The organism is Stenotrophomonas sp. EMP41, assembly GCF_047495535.1.
GTDB lineage: Bacteria > Pseudomonadota > Gammaproteobacteria > Xanthomonadales > Xanthomonadaceae > Stenotrophomonas > Stenotrophomonas sepilia.
Window position 1 is genome coordinate 4,015,208 of the sequence record NZ_CP179923.1, and the last position, 14,478, is coordinate 4,029,685.

A 14,478-nucleotide genomic window follows, 5' to 3' on the forward strand; every position below is an offset into this window, starting at 1 on the left:
CACGGCTGATCCACGTCATGCGTGGAAGAAGCGCTGTAGAACCGGGCCCATGCTCCGCTGACGCCCCTACGCGAACAGCAGCCGAGCGCGGGCTCGGCTCTACAGAAAGCTTCGTGCTACCAGCCTTCCAGCACGATCTTGCCCTTGGCGCGCTGGCTTTCCAGCAGCGCGTGGGCGCGCCGCAGGTTGGCCGCGTCGATGCGCCCGAAGTGCTCGCCCAGGGTGGTGTGCAGCACGCCCGTATCGATCAGCTCGGCCACACGGTTCAACAGGTCGTGCTGGCGCTGCATGTCGGCGGTGCGGTACAGCGGCCGGGTGAACATCGACTCCCAGTGCAGTGACAGTGCCTTGCGCTTGAGCGCCATCACGTCCACCTGGCCAGGATCATCGATCAGCCCCAGTTGGCCCTGCGGTGCCAGCAGTTCCACGATCTGCGCGTAGTACTGGTCGGAGTGGGTCAGGCTCGCGACATGCTGCACCTCGCTGATGCCGAGCCGCGCCAGTCCCTCGGCCAGCGGCAGGCTGTGGTCGATCACGTGGTGTGCCCCCATTGCGTACGCCCAGTCCTGGGTATCGGGGCGCGAGGCGGTGCCGATCACGGTCAGCCTGGTCAGCTTTCGCGCCAGCTGCACCAGGATCGAACCGACACCACCGGCAGCACCGATCACCAGCAGGGTCTGGCCTTCGCCACCCCCCTCCGGGATGCGCAGGCGGTCGAACAGCAGCTCCCAGGCGGTGATTGCAGTCAGTGGCAGCGCGGCGGCGGCGGCATCATCGAGGCTGGCAGGCTTGCGCCCGACGCTGCGCTCGTCCACCAGCTGGTACTGCGCATTGCTGCCCGGGCGGTCGATGACGCCGGCGTAGTAGACCGCGTCGCCGGGCTGGAACAGGGTCACCTCGCTGCCCACCGCGTCGACGATGCCGACCGCATCCCAGCCCAGCACGCGCGGGCCATCGGTGGCCACGCCACGGCGGACCTTGGTGTCGACCGGGTTCACCGCCACCGCGCGTACCGCCACGCGCAGGTCACGCGGGCCGGGCTGCGGCAGTTCCAGTTCAATGTCGATCAGGGCCTGGGCATCATCGATCGGCAGGCCGGCTTGGGTGTAGGCAATGGCGCGCATGGCAGCGGTCCAGTGGGGAAGGAGGCGACAGGTTGCGCCGCACGCGGTCCCTCAGAAAGGCGCAGAATCGGGCAGCACTTTCACTCTGGCGATGAAGATGATCCGCTTCGACGATCTGCAGCTGTTCGTCCGCACTGCCGCACTGGGCAGCTTCTCGCACGCGGCCCGCGAAGCCGACCTGCTGCCGGGGCAGGTCGCTGCGGCGGTGGCGCGGCTGGAACGCGAGCTGGACCTGCGCCTGTTCGTGCGCACCACGCGCAGCCTGCGCCTGACCGGCGAGGGGGCGCTGTACCTGCCGTATGCGCAGGAGGTACTGGCCACCCTGCGCGAGGGCCAGGCGCGCGTGCAGGGCGAAGACGCCGAACTGCACGGCACCCTGCAGCTGTCGGCCCCGTCGGACTTCGGCCGCAACCTGCTGCTGCCCTGGCTGAGCGCCTTTCGCGCCGCGCACCCACGGCTGCGCCTGCACCTGCGCCTGTCCGACGAAGTGGCCGACGTGTTCCGCGACCCGGTCGACGTGGCCATCCGCATCGGCCACTTCGACGACGCCAACTACGTCGCCCTGCCCCTGCTGGAAGGCAATCGGCGCGTACTCGCGGCGTCGCCCGACTATCTGCAGCGGCGCGGCACGCCCACCCGCCTGGACGAGTTGCGTGAGCACGATTGCCTTGTCTACCAGCTCGGTGGCCGCGCCTACGATCGCTGGTCGTTCGAGGTCGACGGGCGCCGCAGCGTGATTCCGGTGCGCGGCCCGCTGGTCTGCGACGACGCCGACGTGGTGCGGCGCTGGGCGGTGGCCGGCGAAGGCATCACCTACAAATCCTGGCTGGACCTGCGCGAGGATGTGCTCGCAGGGCGCCTGCAGCTGCTGCTCGACGGCATCGGCAGCCACATACCGTTGCAGCTGGTCTGCCCGCACCGCAAGCAGTTCTCGCCGGCGGTGCGGCAGCTGCACGCGCAGCTGCGCCAGCACCTGCAACCTCTGCTGTCCGGCATGCCCGAAGGTCCTGCCGGCCCCCTGTCGCCAGTCCCGGCACTGGCCGACAATGGCGGCCCCCCGTAAGAGAGAACACCGCCATGCCGTGGATGGGCATCCAGGACCTGTGGACGTTTCTGGTCGCCGTGCTGGTGTTTCTCGCCCTGCCCGGTCCCGGTACCTTCACCCTGCTGACCGCCACCGGCCGTGGTGGCGTGCGCGGCGGTTACACCGCACTGGCCGGCCTGCTGGTCGGCGACCAGATCCTGATGTGGCTGGCGCTGGCCGGCGTGGCCGCGCTGCTCAAGGCCAACCCGCTGGTGTTCCACGCCGTGCAGTACCTGGGTGCGGCCTACCTGGTGTGGGTCGGCATCGGCCTGCTGCGCACACCGAAGCACGAGGGCGGTGATGCCGGCCCGATCCGCATGCAGCCGGGCCGCTACTTCCAGCAGGCGATCCTGGTCAGCCTGCTCAACCCGAAGGCGATCCTGTTCTACATGGCGTTCCTGCCGTTGTTCATCGATCCCAAGGCACAGCAGGGCATCGCCACCTTCGCGGCGCTGGCCGGCATCATCCTGGTGGTCAGCATCGCCTACTGCTCGATGCTGATCGGCGTGGGCAACCTGGCCCGTCGCCGGCTGATCCAGCACCCGCGGATCAGCGACGCGCTGCGCCGCGTGGCCGGCCTGTTCCTGGTCGGGTTCGGCATCCGGTTGGGGCTGAACGGCTGACAGCGCAGGCTCGACGCTACGCCTGCCGGCCTAGGTGGGCCCCGTCCCGCCGTGCAGTCCTGCGCGCAGATGGTCGATGAACACCCGCAACTTCGGTGCCATGTGCTCGCGCGCGGGGTAATACAGGTGGAAGCCGGGGAACGGCGGTTGCCAGTCCTGCAGCACCGCCTGCAGGCGCCCGGATGCCAGGTCATCGGCCACCAGTGACGCGAACCCCTGCGCCATGCCGAGCCCGGCCAGCACGGCGCCGTGGGCCAGCTCGGCATCGTTGAACACCAGCCTGCCGTTGACCTCGACCTCCAGGTCATGGTCATCGCGGCTGAACTCCCAGGGCATCAGCCGGCCGTTGGCGCGGCGGTGGACGATGCATGCATGGCCCTGCAGTTCGTGCGGGCTGGCCGGAATGCCGTGCTGCGCGAAGTAGCCGGGCGTGGCCACCACCACCTGCCGCTCCGGCGGTCCGATCGGCACTGCGATCATGCCGCGCGCCAGTGACTCGCCGAGCCGGATACCGGCGTCGAAGCCTTCGGCCACCAGATCGGTCAACGCCGGCTCCACGCACAGCTCCACGTCCACCTGTGGATAGCGCGCCAGGAACGAAGGCAGTGCCGGCAGCACCCGGCGCTCGGCCACGATGCGTGGAAGGGTGATGCGCAGCTTCCCGGCCGGAACCGCACGCGCGCTGTCGAGGTCCGCGAACGCCGAATCGATCTGCTCCAGTCCGCCCCGTACACGTTCAAGGAAGCGCGCACCGTGTTCGGTCAGGCCGACCCGGCGCGTGGTCCGTTGCAGCAGGCGCACGCCCATCCGCGCCTCCAGCGCGCGCACGCTCTGCGACAGTGCCGAGGTGGAGATGCCCAGCGCATCTGCAGCGCGGGTGAAGCTGGCATGGTCGGCGACGTGAACGAAGGCGACCACCGCCGACAACGGTGCGGAGGGATACATTGTGAAGCCACTCTTCATGGTGAGTCCGGTGCCATCCAGTTTATCCACAGGAACGGTCGGCCGATGCTGTGCCTCCCGGCGGCACCGTCGCCTTCCTGTGAGACCCCCGCATGTCGCTGGACCACTACCGCCTGCTCGGCCGCTCCGGCCTTCGCATCAGCCCGATGGCACTGGGCACGATGACCTTCGGCGCCGACTGGGGCTGGGGCGCGGACGAAACCGAAGCTCGCCGCATCTTCGACACCTACGTCGAACGTGGCGGCAACTTCATTGATACCGCCAACAACTACACCAACGGCAGTGCGGAAACCCTGCTTGGCCGGTTCGCCCAGGGCCAGCGCGACCGGCTGGTGATCGCCAGCAAGTACACCCTCGCCACCGTCCCCGGTGACCCCAACAACGCCGGCAACCACCGCAAGAGCATGCTGCGCTCGGTGGAGGACAGTCTGCGGCGGTTGGGGACCGACTACCTCGACCTGCTGTACCTGCACGCCTGGGACGACACCACCGGCGTTGACGAAGTCATGCGGGGCTTCGACGACCTGGTCCGCAGCGGCAAGGTGCTTTACGCCGGCATCTCGGACACGCCGGCCTGGCAGATCGCGCGCATGCAGACCCTGGCCGACCTGCGTGGCTGGTCGCCGCTGGTGGCGCTGCAGATCGAGTACAGCCTGATCCAGCGCAGCGTCGAGCATGAACTGCTGCCGATGGCCGATGCGCTGGGGCTGGGCGTGGTGGCGTGGTCGCCATTGGGCAGCGGCGTGCTGACCGGCAAGTACAGCACGGCCGATCTCGCCAGCGCCGAGGCGTTGCCAGCCACACCCGGCGGGTCGCGCCGCAGCGTGGCCCTGATCAATGGTGCGTTGACGCCGCGTTCGCTGCAGATTGCCGGGGACGTCGCAACCATCGCTGCCGATCTTTCGCATTCGCCTGCGCAGGTTGCACTCGCCTGGTTGCTGCAGCGCCCCGGCGCCGGCGCGCTGCCGATCATCGGCGCCCGCACCCTGACGCAGTTCGAGCACAATCTGGACGCGCTGCAGCTGGTGCTGCCGGCCGAGGCCCTGGCCCACCTCGATGCGATCAGTGCGGTGGCACCGTCGTTCCCGCACGATTTCCTGCGGATGCCGTTGCCGCGGATGCTGATGAGCGGCGGCACCCAGCTGCGGCCGCGCGGGCGCTGAGGGCATGGCAGGCAGGGCGGGCTATGCTGGCCCCCCTTCTGCAATGGATGCGCGTGGATGGTCCGCCTGACCGGCTTCGCCCTGACCCTGCTGTTCGCCGGCACCGCCTCTGGCGCCACCGTGCAGGACCATCGCTGCCTGACCGGCGGCCGCAACGACAGCATCCACCTGGAATGGCGCTGGCTGGAAGACGGCGCGGCCGACGTGCGCTACGCCGGCCAGCGCGGGCGCCTGCCCCTGCGCCGGGTCTCGATGGAGACCACGGTGCTGGCAGAGGATCGTCCCTACCAGTTCGACAGCGTGTGGGAAGAGCGCATCGACGGCCGCCTCAACGGCCGCTACCTGTTGAGTACCCAGGGCGCGCTGGTGCTGGACCTGAGCTATGAGCGTGCCCGTGACGGGCGCAGGACCTCTTTCCACGATGACGTCGAGGCCTGGCAGGAAGACGGCTGCCACTGGCCCGCCATGCCCTGACGTCGCCCGGCGCGGGGGTCGGCCTGCTTTATGCCGATTCCGGCAGCCTGATCGAGGTGCAGCGCGCGGCGCGTCGGGTATGACCCCCGTCAGTGGTAATGCTGCGCTGCGTTCGGTCACACTCGGGAACTTGTCGTTCTCAGTCACCCCTTCCGAGGCCTGCATGTCCCTGTTCCGGCGCAAGTCCCTAGATTCCGTCACCGTCCACGAAGCCGGCAGGCGTCTGATCCCGACGCTCAGCTGGCCGCACCTGATCGCGCTGGGTATTGGCGCCATCGTCGGTACCGGTATCTACACGCTGATCGGCGTCGGTGCCAACCTGGCCGGCCCGGCCGTGCTGATCTCCTTTGCCATCGCAGGTGCGGTCTGCGCCTGTGCGGCGCTGTCCTACGCCGAGCTGTCGACGATGATGCCGGCCGCCGGCAGTGCCTACACCTACAGCTACAGTGCACTGGGCGAGGTGTTCGCCTGGGTGGTGGGCTGGAGCCTGATCCTGGAGTACTCGCTGGTGGTGAGTACGGTGGCGGTGGGCTGGTCCGGCTACTTCGTCGGCTTCCTCGAATGGGTGCACACCCAGTTCGGCTGGAACGTGCACCTGCCAGCCTGGCTCGCCGCCGGCCCGCACGTGGAAGGCGGAATGATCAACCTGCCGGCGATCATCATCACCTGGCTGGTGGCCGGCATGCTGATGGCCGGCACCAAGGAAAGCGCCACGCTCAATGCGATCCTGGTGGTGTTCAAGCTGATCGCGCTGGCGATCTTCGTCGCCGTGGCCCTGCCCGCCTTCGACAGCGCCAACCTGCAGCCGTTCATGCCGTACGGCTTTGCCAAGTCGATGGGCCCCGACGGCGTCGAGCACGGCGTGATGGCGGCAGCGGCGATCATCTTCTTCGCCTTCTACGGCTTCGATGCGATCTCCACCGCCGCCGAGGAAACCAAGAACCCGGGCCGCGACCTGTCGATCGGCATCATCGGTTCGATGATCGGCTGCACCATCGTCTACGTGCTGGTGGCGCTGGCGGCAGTCGGTGCGATGAGCTACGCAGTGTTCGGCCACAGCGCCGAGCCGCTGGCGCTGATCATGCGCCAGCTGGGCCATCCGACCGCGGCAATGGTGATCGGCGTGATTGCGATCATCGCCCTGCCGACCGTGCTGCTGGCCTTCCTGTACGGCCAGAGCCGCATCTTCTTCGTTATGAGCCGCGATGGCCTGCTGCCGCGTGGCCTGTCCAAGGTCAACGCACGTACCGGCACGCCGGTGGCGACCACGTTGTTCACTGCGGTCGTGGTTTCGGCCCTGGCCGGCGTGGCGCGCCTGGACGAGATCGCCGCACTGGCCAACGCCGGTACCCTGGCCGCGTTCACTGCGGTAGGTATCTGCCTGGTGGTGCTGCGCCTGCGCGAGCCGAACCGCGAGCGCACCTTCCGCACGCCGCTGGCTTTCGTGGTCGGCCCGCTGGCCGCACTGGGCTGCATCTACCTGTTCATCAGCCTGCCGCACACCACTCAGCTGTACTTCCTGCTGTGGAACGTGGCCGGCCTGGTGTTGTACTTCCTGTACAGCCGCCGCCACGCGCTGATCGCGAAATGAACGGATCACCGGTAGTGCCGGCCGCTGGCCGGCAACCCGCTTCCTGTTGATAGGGCAATGCCGGCCAGTGGCTGGCACTGCCGCAGGGCGTTTCAACCGCCCTGCTTTGCGGCGTAATCCTGCGCCTGGCGCATCACCCGCAGCAGGTTGCCGCCCCAGATGCCGGCAATCTGCTTCTCGGTATAGCCCTTGCGCAGCAGCCACGCGGTGATCTTTGGCAGCTGGCTGACATCGGGCAGGTCACTCAGTCCGCCACCGCCATCCCAGTCCAGGCCGATGCCCACGTGCTCGGGGCCGACCACCGTGAGGATGTGCTCGAAGTGGGCGAAGAAGTCGTCCAGGCTGGCGTGGCGCACCGGATGCTCATGGTCCAGCGCCTGTTCGGCCTTCAGCAGGGCAACGCCCTGTTCGATGCCCATGCCTTCCCAGCCGCCCAGCTGCTTGCTCAGCGCTTCCTCGGCCTGTTTGCGCTCTGGCGTCTTTGCGGTGTCGATCAGGTAGCCGCCATAGGCGTTCACCTGGATCACGCCGCCGGCCTTGGCCAGCCTGCGCAGCCGCGCGTCATCAAGATTGCGCGGATGGTCGTAGACCGCCTTGGCCGAGCTGTGTGACAGCACGAACGGCACCGGCATCATCGCCAGCAGGTCGTCGAACACCGCGTCCGAGGCGTGCGACTGGTCGATCACGATGCCCAGCTTCACCGCCTGCCGCACCAGGTCCTTGCCGGCCGGGCTCAGGCCCTTCCACTCGGCCCCCTTGGGGTCGGTGGCCGAATCGGCGAACTCGTTGTTGGCGAAGTGCACGGTGCTGAGCAGGCGCAGGCCTGCGCGGTGATAGAACGAGAGCAGGCTGGGGTCGGCCACCAGCGGGCTGGCGTTTTCCATGCTGATGTAGACCACGCGCTTGCCGGCGGCCTTGATCCGCGCCGCGTCATCGGCGGTCAATGCCAGCGCGAAACGCTCGGGATTGGCCGCCAGCATCTCGCGGATTTCCAGCAACCGCTGCAGGCCATGGTCACGCTCGGCCAGATGCGCTGCGGCGCTGCGGTCGCCCTGGTCGGTGTAGATCGCCCAGAAGCCGCCGTCCAGCGCGCCTTCGACCATGCGCGGGTAATCCACCTGCGAGAGTGCGTTGCGGTCGTGGCGCTGTTCGATGTCGAAGCCGCTGCGGCCGAAGTTGGCCGGCGTATCGAGGTGGCTGTCGAGAGTGACCAGGCGCTGCTGCAGCGCCTTGGCACGGGCCAGCTCCTGCGCGCTGAACTCGATGGCGTGGACGGACAGCGGCGCGCACAGCGCCAGGGCGAGCACGACGGACAAGCGACGCAACGAGGGCATGGGCTCTCACCGGCAATGGGAAGAGCCCGACCATAGCGCTGCGCCCGGCCTTTTTGTAGAGCCGAGCGTGGGCTCGGCTCTACAGAGATCGGCAGTGACGCGGTCAGTCCACCACGCGGCAGAACACGGCCTTCAGGTAACGCGATTCCTGCACGTGGGCCATGAACGGATGGTCCGGACCCGCACCAGCAACCTTCAGGATCTGGATCGTGCGACCGGAGAAATAGGCCGCGCGGCGCAGCATGTCGAGGAACTGGTCCTCGGCCACCAGGCCGGTGCACGAGAAGGTGGCGAACAGGCCGCCCGGCTTGACCACGCCCAGCGCCAGCTTGTTCATGTCCAGGTACTTCTTCAGCGCGGTGATGACCTGGTCGCGGTCGCGGGTCATCTTCGCCGGGTCCAGGATCACCACGTCGTACTGCTCACCGCGGTTGGCGGCGTCGCGCAGCCACGGGAAGATGTCGGACTGGATGAACTTCGGGCGCACGTTGTTCAGGCGCGAATTGCCCTTGGCGATCTGGATCACGTCCTCGTCGATGTCGATGCCGATCACTTCGGAAGCACCACGCGCCGCTGCGTACACGGCAAAACCGCCGGTGTTGCAGCACAGGTCGAGCACGCTCTTGCCTTCCACCTGCTGGCTCAGCCACTCACGGTTCTCGCGCTGGTCGGCGAAGAAACCGGTCTTGTGCGCACCGGCCGGGTCGGCGCGGAACTTGATGCCGTACTCGGTGATCACCGACGCTTCGGTGGTGGTGTTGCCGTGGAAGTCGAAGCTTTCCTGCTTCTGCACGTGCTCGTCGGCGAAGCTGTGGAAACGGCAGCCGGGGAACTGCTCGCGCAGCGCATCGTAGATCCATTCGCGGTGGCGGAACATGCCGGCGGCGAAGAACTCGACCACCACCAGGTCGCCGTAGCGGTCCACCACCAGGCCGGACAGGCCGTCACCTTCGCTGTGCACGACACGCCAGGCGTCGGACACCGCGTCGAGCTTCAGCACCTCACGGCGCAGCGACACTGCCTGGGCGATCTTGCGCGAGAACCAGCCGGCATCCACCGGTACGTTCTGGTCGGTTTCAAGGATGCGCACGGCAATGCGCGAGTGCCCGTTGTAGAACCCGCGGCCAATGAACTCGCCATCGATGCCGACCACGTCGACGATGGAACCGGGCTTGGGCCGGACGGTCGGCTTCTCGACCAGTTTCTGGAAGATCCACGGGTGGCTGGAGCGCCACGCATTCTTGAGGCGGACAATCGGAAGGGGGGTATTCATCCACCCATTGTAAACCGGGCGCCGGGGTCAGTTCCCCGCAGGGGCTCTGACCCCAGCGTGGCGACGATGGGGTCGGAGCCCCTTTGGGGATCCGACCCCTGGCCTCCCCATTTGACGGCGGCCCGGCCAGGCGGCAGAATCGGCCCCAGAAGGGGAGTAGCTCCCAGACGTTGTCGCCGTCATTTCGAGCCCGCAGGCTCCGGTGCAACGGCAGTTCCAGCCGACTGGAACTGCGAGCGAGACCTTCGCCGTACTGGCGAAGCTCTGTCCCTGGATCCCCCTCCCGATCCTCCGTTGCAGATCCTCGCCGTCCGGCCTGGCATTCATCTTTCCAACGGACATTCCCAATGCAGACGATCGGTAACGTGTGGTTGTGGGGCGGCTTCGCAGCGGTGGTGGTCATCGCCCTGCTGGTCGACCTCGTGTTGATGCGCCATGGTGGACCGCACAAGGTCACCTTCAAGGAGGCCTTGTGGTGGTCCATCGGCTGGGTCGCGCTGGCCCTGCTGTTCAACGCCGGCCTCTGGTACTACCTGAATGAGACCGCCGGCCAGGTCGTGGCCAACAAGGTCGGCCTCGAGTTCCTGACCGGCTACCTGGTCGAAAAGGCCCTGGCGGTCGACAACATCTTTGTCTTCCTGATGATCATGAGCTACTTCGCGGTGCCGGAGGAACAGCGCCAGAAGGTGCTGATCATCGGCATCCTGGGTGCGATCGTGCTGCGTACGATCATGATCTTCGCTGGCAGCGTGCTGATCAGCCAGTTCCATTGGCTGCTCTACGTGTTCGGCGCCTTCCTGCTGTTCACCGGTTGGAAGATGTGGTTCGCCGCCGGCCAGGAACCGGACCTGGAGACCAATCCGGCCCTGCGCTGGATGCGCAAGCACCTGCGCCTGCTGCCGGGCTATGAAGGCAATGCGCTGAGCGTGAAGCGTGATGGCGTGCGCTGGTTCACCCCGCTGTTCGCGGTGCTGATCCTGATTGCGGTCACCGACGTGATCTTCGCCGTGGACAGCATCCCGGCGATCTTCGCGATCACCACCGACCCGTTCATCGTGCTCACCTCCAACGTGTTCGCGGTGCTGGGCCTGCGCGCGATGTTCTTCCTGCTGGCCGGCATGGCCGACCGCTTCCACCTGCTGCCGTACGGACTGGCACTGGTGTTGGGCTTCATCGGCATCAAGATGATGATCATCGACCTGTTCAAGATCCCGACCCCGGTCTCGCTGGGCGTGGTCGCGGTGATCATCGCCGCCACCGTGGTGCTGAGCCTGAAGTACCCGCCGAAGGAAGGCGAAGGCCAGGCCTGAGCCTGACCCGTTGAACGGCGTGGCCGGTGGGATTGTCCCGCCGGCCGCCTCCACTCTCCCGTTGCGGTGGCCTTGGTTTCGCGCCAGTCACCGCCATTGCTGAGGTATGGACAACAACGCGCCCCTGCCCGCCGGCGACGTGCCGGCCCCCCGCAATGATCGCTCGCGCATCCTGCGGGCGTTCAATGTCAGCCTGGCCGCCGTGCTGGTGCTGGTGGCCGTGTTCGCCCTGCAGGGCACCTTCGACTGGCGACCGTGGGCGGTCGCGCCGCTGGAAGCCAAGGGCCTGCTCGGCCTGATCGGCGGCCCGATGCTGCATGCCTCGGTCGAGCATATCGCCGCCAACAGCATCGCGATCCTGATCCTCGGCACGCTCGCCGGCAGCGTGTATCCGAAAGCCACCGTACGCGCGCTGCCCCTGCTGTGGCTGGGTTCGGGCCTCGGCGCGTGGATGCTGGGCAATCCGGGTAGCGTGCACCTGGGCGCCAGTGGCGTCACCCATGGCCTGATGTTCCTGCTGGCCAGCCTCGGCCTGCTGCGCCGCGACCGTGCGGCGATTGCCACCGGCCTGATCGGCATGCTGTTCTACGGCGGCATGCTGATGACCATCCTGCCGCACGCCGATGGTGTGTCCTGGCAGTCGCACATGGGCGGCGCCTTCGCCGGCATCATCGCCGCGCTGCTGTTCCGCAACGCCGACCCACTGCCACCGCGCCAGCGTTACAGCTGGGAAGACGAAGAAGACGAGGCCGAGCCGCTGTCCAACGAGGAACTGGAGCCGCCGTCACCGCAGCGCGTACCGGTGCTGTGGCAGCCTCGCGAGGGCCAGGACTACGTGGTGATCCCGTTCCGCCGCCCGGACGAACCGCGCGGTTGAGGTGACGGTAGTGCCGGCCGCTGGCCGGTACCCGGATGCCGGCCAGCGGCCGGCACTACCGGGACGGTCAGTTCCCCGCCGCGCCCATCCCATCCACCGCCTGCCGGCCCAGCGCCGGGTCATCGGTGAAGAACGCATCGATACCCGTCGCCAGGTAAGCCCGCATCTCGGCGATCGATCCCTCGGCATTGCGCGCGCTGTCGGCGCCCTGGCGCAGGTTGCTGGGCTGGAAGTGGTTTTCCGGACGGAAGGTGTACGGAATCACCATCAACCCGGCGGCACGCGCATCACGTACCAGCGAGGTCGGCGTGCCCAACGCGCCCTTGGCATCCAGCGGAATGATCGAGCGCAGTTCCGGGCCGATGCCGTCGGCATAACTGGCGATGTCCTTCAGGCCGGCCGGGGTCATCATCTGCGCATAGGTCAGCGCGCCGCCGGCCTGGGCGATGTCGGCCGGCTGGGTATCGCCCTTCCACAGCAGCTGCAGCAGCCGGATGTTGCTGCCCCGGCCGATCCTGCCGCGCAGGTAGCGCAGGTTGGCGGTCTCGAACGACTGGATCGTGACCGGCCCGACATTGGTGTACGCGTTGCCACGCAGTGCGGCCAGCAGCTTGTCTTCCATCGGCAGGCCGATGGACTGGAAGTAGGTCGGGTGCTTGATCTCCGGCACCAGGCCGATGCCGCGGTTGGCACGTCCGGCCTGCTGGACCAGGAAGGCCAGGATCTCGTCCAGGCTGGCGATGCGGAACTGGCCGTCGTAGGCGGTACTGCGCAGCTCCGGCAGGCGCTCGCGCGCATACAGGGTCTTCAGCTCGGCCAGGGTGAAGTCTTCGGTGAACCAGCCGTCGACCTTCTGACCGTCGATCACCTTGGTCGTGCGGCGGCTGGCGAACTCTGGATGCGAGGCGACGTCGGTGGTGCCGCCGATCTCGTTCTCGTGCCGTGCCACCATCCCCCCGTCCCTGGTCATCACCAGGTCCGGTTCGATGTAGTCGGCGCCATCGGCGATCGCCTGCGCGTACGACGCCAGGGTGTGCTCGGGCAGCAGCGCGCTTGCCCCGCGATGGCCGTAGACCGACGCCTTGGGTGCGGCCGGGGTGGAGGATTCAGCACTCATGGCCACCGATGGTGCCACGGCCAGCGACAACAGCAACGCACAACCCCACGACTTCACTGCGACTTCCCCAAGCGGTATGTGATGGCCGTCAGTATGCGGCGGCAATGTGACAGGTGGGGGAAGCCTGCACCTGTGGAGCCGAGCCCATGCTCGGCTGACCGGTAGGACAGCCGAGCACGTGCTCGGCTCTACAGTTACTTGCCGATGCAGAAGCTCGAGAAGATCCTTCCCAGCAGATCATCGGCACTCATCTGCCCGGTGATCTCGCCCAGTGCGTCATGGGCCAGCCGCAATTCCTCGGCGGCCAGTTCCAGGTGCTCAAGCGCCAGCTCGCCATCGGCGCGCTGCGCGTGTTCCTGCGCTCGCTCGATCGCATCCACATGGCGCGTGCGCGCGGAGAACTCGCCGTCCACCTGCTCCCCTGCCCCGGCCGAGGCAATCGAACGCAGGCGCGCATGCAGGTCGTCCAGCCCGGCGCCGGTGGCTGCCGAAACGAACACGCGGTCCGGCTCGTCCAGCGCCGGCAGCACACCGAGCAGGTCCGACTTGTTGTGGATGTAGATCTTGTGCGGCACCGCTGCCACGGCATCACCCAACGCCGCCTGCCCGGCCGCCGGATCGCGCGCGTCGAGCACGATCAGCGCCAGGTCGGTGCGCTCGATTTCCACGTGCGCGCGGCGCATGCCTTCGCGTTCGATGGCGTCGCCACCGTCGCGCAGGCCGGCGGTGTCGACCAGGGTCAGCTCCAGGCCATCCAGGCGGATGGTCTCGCGCAGGGTATCGCGGGTGGTGCCGGCGATGTCGGTGACGATGGCGCGTTCGCTGCCGGCCAGTGCGTTCAGCAGTGAACTCTTGCCCGCATTGGGCGGCCCGATCAGTACCGCGTGCAGGCCATCGCGCAGGCGACGACCGCGTTCGGCGTCGCGGCGCAGCAGGGCCAGATCACTGCGCGCCTGCTCCAGCCCACGCCGCACCTGCGCACCGCCAAGGGTATCCAGCGGTTCGTCGGCGAAGTCGATGGCCGCTTCCACGTGGATGCGCAGCAGCACCAGTTGTTCCACCACCGCGTCGATGCGCCGCGAGAACACGCCATCCAGCGAGCGGCGTGCCGCGCGCGCGGCACGGTTGTCACCGGCCGCGATCAGGTCGGCGATGGCTTCGGCCTGGGCCAGGTCGAGTTTGCCGTTGAGGAACGCGCGTTCGCTGAACTCACCCGGCCGCGCCTGGCGCGCACCGAGTGCAATGCAGCGCGCGACCAGTTGCTGCAGCAGCACCGGGCTGCCGTGCCCCTGCAGTTCCACCACCTCTTCGCCTGTGAAGCTGTTCGGCGCCGGGAACCACAGCACGATGCCATCGTCGATGACTTCGCCATCGGCGTCGCGCAGGCGCGCATAGTGCGCATGGCGCGGCCGCAGCGCGGGCGCGCCCAGCGCGCGGGCGATCGCCGCGGCGCGCGGGCCGGACAGGCGCAGCAGGCCGACACCGCCGGCGCCCGGCGCACTGGCAATGGCCACGATGGTGTCGGTGCGGATCGCGTCGTTCATG

Annotated in this window: 13 protein-coding genes; 7 read left to right on the top strand and 6 right to left on the bottom strand. The window is 67.8% G+C overall.

Annotated features, from left to right (window positions below; translation table 11 throughout):
* Nucleotides 1-116 precede the first annotated feature (116 nt).
* Complete coding sequence (locus ACMGRF_RS18390) at nucleotides 117-1,124, bottom strand: zinc-binding alcohol dehydrogenase family protein (RefSeq protein WP_049417166.1); 1,008 nt, start codon at nucleotides 1,122-1,124, stop codon at nucleotides 117-119.
* A 91-nt stretch (nucleotides 1,125-1,215) separates the two neighbouring features.
* On the opposite strand from ACMGRF_RS18390, the gene ACMGRF_RS18395 reads away from it, so the two are divergent.
* Complete coding sequence (locus ACMGRF_RS18395) at nucleotides 1,216-2,187, top strand: LysR family transcriptional regulator (RefSeq protein WP_049417164.1); 972 nt, start codon at nucleotides 1,216-1,218, stop codon at nucleotides 2,185-2,187.
* Between the two features lie 14 nt (nucleotides 2,188-2,201).
* Nucleotides 2,202-2,831: a leucine efflux protein LeuE gene (gene leuE, locus ACMGRF_RS18400; RefSeq protein WP_111191799.1), complete on the top strand. Its 630-nt coding sequence runs from the start codon at nucleotides 2,202-2,204 to the stop codon at nucleotides 2,829-2,831.
* A 30-nt stretch (nucleotides 2,832-2,861) separates the two neighbouring features.
* On the opposite strand, the gene ACMGRF_RS18405 is transcribed toward leuE, so the two are convergent.
* Nucleotides 2,862-3,776 (bottom strand): LysR family transcriptional regulator, encoded by a 915-nt coding sequence (locus ACMGRF_RS18405; protein WP_111191800.1) that lies wholly within the window; start codon nucleotides 3,774-3,776, stop codon nucleotides 2,862-2,864.
* 110 nt (nucleotides 3,777-3,886) lie between these two features.
* Between ACMGRF_RS18405 and ACMGRF_RS18410 the strand changes: the two genes are divergently transcribed.
* The 3 genes from ACMGRF_RS18410 (at nucleotide 3,887) to ACMGRF_RS18420 (ending at nucleotide 7,022) form a co-directional block, all read left to right on the top strand.
* Entirely contained in the window at nucleotides 3,887-4,957 is a 1,071-nt protein-coding gene (locus tag ACMGRF_RS18410; protein WP_049439129.1) for an aldo/keto reductase, read from the top strand.
* Nucleotides 4,958-5,014: 57 nt separating this feature from the next.
* Nucleotides 5,015-5,431 (top strand): hypothetical protein, encoded by a 417-nt coding sequence (locus tag ACMGRF_RS18415; RefSeq protein WP_049439130.1) that lies wholly within the window; start codon nucleotides 5,015-5,017, stop codon nucleotides 5,429-5,431.
* Between the two features lie 163 nt (nucleotides 5,432-5,594).
* Nucleotides 5,595-7,022, top strand: coding sequence for an amino acid permease (locus ACMGRF_RS18420; RefSeq protein ID WP_049417155.1), 1,428 nt, complete (start codon nucleotides 5,595-5,597; stop codon nucleotides 7,020-7,022).
* 92 nt (nucleotides 7,023-7,114) lie between these two features.
* Here the strand turns inward: ACMGRF_RS18420 and ACMGRF_RS18425 are convergent, their stop codons facing one another.
* Both ACMGRF_RS18425 and ACMGRF_RS18430 read right to left on the bottom strand, forming a co-directional pair.
* Nucleotides 7,115-8,356: a dipeptidase gene (locus ACMGRF_RS18425; RefSeq protein ID WP_134709598.1), complete on the bottom strand. Its 1,242-nt coding sequence runs from the start codon at nucleotides 8,354-8,356 to the stop codon at nucleotides 7,115-7,117.
* A 103-nt stretch (nucleotides 8,357-8,459) separates the two neighbouring features.
* Complete coding sequence (locus ACMGRF_RS18430) at nucleotides 8,460-9,629, bottom strand: class I SAM-dependent rRNA methyltransferase (RefSeq protein WP_049417152.1); 1,170 nt, start codon at nucleotides 9,627-9,629, stop codon at nucleotides 8,460-8,462.
* A gap of 347 nt (nucleotides 9,630-9,976) precedes the next feature.
* On the opposite strand from ACMGRF_RS18430, the gene ACMGRF_RS18435 reads away from it, so the two are divergent.
* Both ACMGRF_RS18435 and ACMGRF_RS18440 read left to right on the top strand, forming a co-directional pair.
* Nucleotides 9,977-10,939, top strand: a complete 963-nt coding sequence (locus ACMGRF_RS18435) for a TerC family protein (RefSeq protein ID WP_049417151.1) — start codon at nucleotides 9,977-9,979, stop codon at nucleotides 10,937-10,939.
* 106 nt (nucleotides 10,940-11,045) lie between these two features.
* Nucleotides 11,046-11,816, top strand: a complete 771-nt coding sequence (locus tag ACMGRF_RS18440; protein ID WP_049417149.1) for a rhomboid family intramembrane serine protease — start codon at nucleotides 11,046-11,048, stop codon at nucleotides 11,814-11,816.
* A gap of 67 nt (nucleotides 11,817-11,883) precedes the next feature.
* Here the strand turns inward: ACMGRF_RS18440 and ACMGRF_RS18445 are convergent, their stop codons facing one another.
* Nucleotides 11,884-12,990: a glycerophosphodiester phosphodiesterase gene (locus ACMGRF_RS18445; RefSeq protein ID WP_414485462.1), complete on the bottom strand. Its 1,107-nt coding sequence runs from the start codon at nucleotides 12,988-12,990 to the stop codon at nucleotides 11,884-11,886.
* A gap of 137 nt (nucleotides 12,991-13,127) precedes the next feature.
* Nucleotides 13,128-14,477, bottom strand: coding sequence for a tRNA uridine-5-carboxymethylaminomethyl(34) synthesis GTPase MnmE (gene mnmE, locus ACMGRF_RS18450; RefSeq protein WP_049417143.1), 1,350 nt, complete (start codon nucleotides 14,475-14,477; stop codon nucleotides 13,128-13,130).
* Nucleotide 14,478 lies beyond the last annotated feature (1 nt).

What these genes read in the sequence shown, in the direction of transcription:
- ACMGRF_RS18410 (WP_049439129.1), top strand. Translation starts at nt 3,887, where the DNA reads ATGTCGCTGGACCACTACCGCCTGCTCGGCCGCTCCGGCCTTCGCATC.
- ACMGRF_RS18395 (WP_049417164.1), top strand. Translation starts at nt 1,216, where the DNA reads ATGAAGATGATCCGCTTCGACGATCTGCAGCTGTTCGTCCGCACTGCC.
- ACMGRF_RS18440 (WP_049417149.1), top strand. Translation starts at nt 11,046, where the DNA reads ATGGACAACAACGCGCCCCTGCCCGCCGGCGACGTGCCGGCCCCCCGC.
- leuE (WP_111191799.1), top strand. Translation starts at nt 2,202, where the DNA reads ATGCCGTGGATGGGCATCCAGGACCTGTGGACGTTTCTGGTCGCCGTG.
- ACMGRF_RS18430 (WP_049417152.1), bottom strand. Translation starts at nt 9,629, where the DNA reads ATGAATACCCCCCTTCCGATTGTCCGCCTCAAGAATGCGTGGCGCTCC.
- ACMGRF_RS18435 (WP_049417151.1), top strand. Translation starts at nt 9,977, where the DNA reads ATGCAGACGATCGGTAACGTGTGGTTGTGGGGCGGCTTCGCAGCGGTG.
- ACMGRF_RS18390 (WP_049417166.1), bottom strand. Translation starts at nt 1,124, where the DNA reads ATGCGCGCCATTGCCTACACCCAAGCCGGCCTGCCGATCGATGATGCC.
- ACMGRF_RS18425 (WP_134709598.1), bottom strand. Translation starts at nt 8,356, where the DNA reads ATGCCCTCGTTGCGTCGCTTGTCCGTCGTGCTCGCCCTGGCGCTGTGC.
- ACMGRF_RS18405 (WP_111191800.1), bottom strand. Translation starts at nt 3,776, where the DNA reads ATGTATCCCTCCGCACCGTTGTCGGCGGTGGTCGCCTTCGTTCACGTC.
- mnmE (WP_049417143.1), bottom strand. Translation starts at nt 14,477, where the DNA reads ATGAACGACGCGATCCGCACCGACACCATCGTGGCCATTGCCAGTGCG.
- ACMGRF_RS18415 (WP_049439130.1), top strand. Translation starts at nt 5,015, where the DNA reads ATGGTCCGCCTGACCGGCTTCGCCCTGACCCTGCTGTTCGCCGGCACC.
- ACMGRF_RS18420 (WP_049417155.1), top strand. Translation starts at nt 5,595, where the DNA reads ATGTCCCTGTTCCGGCGCAAGTCCCTAGATTCCGTCACCGTCCACGAA.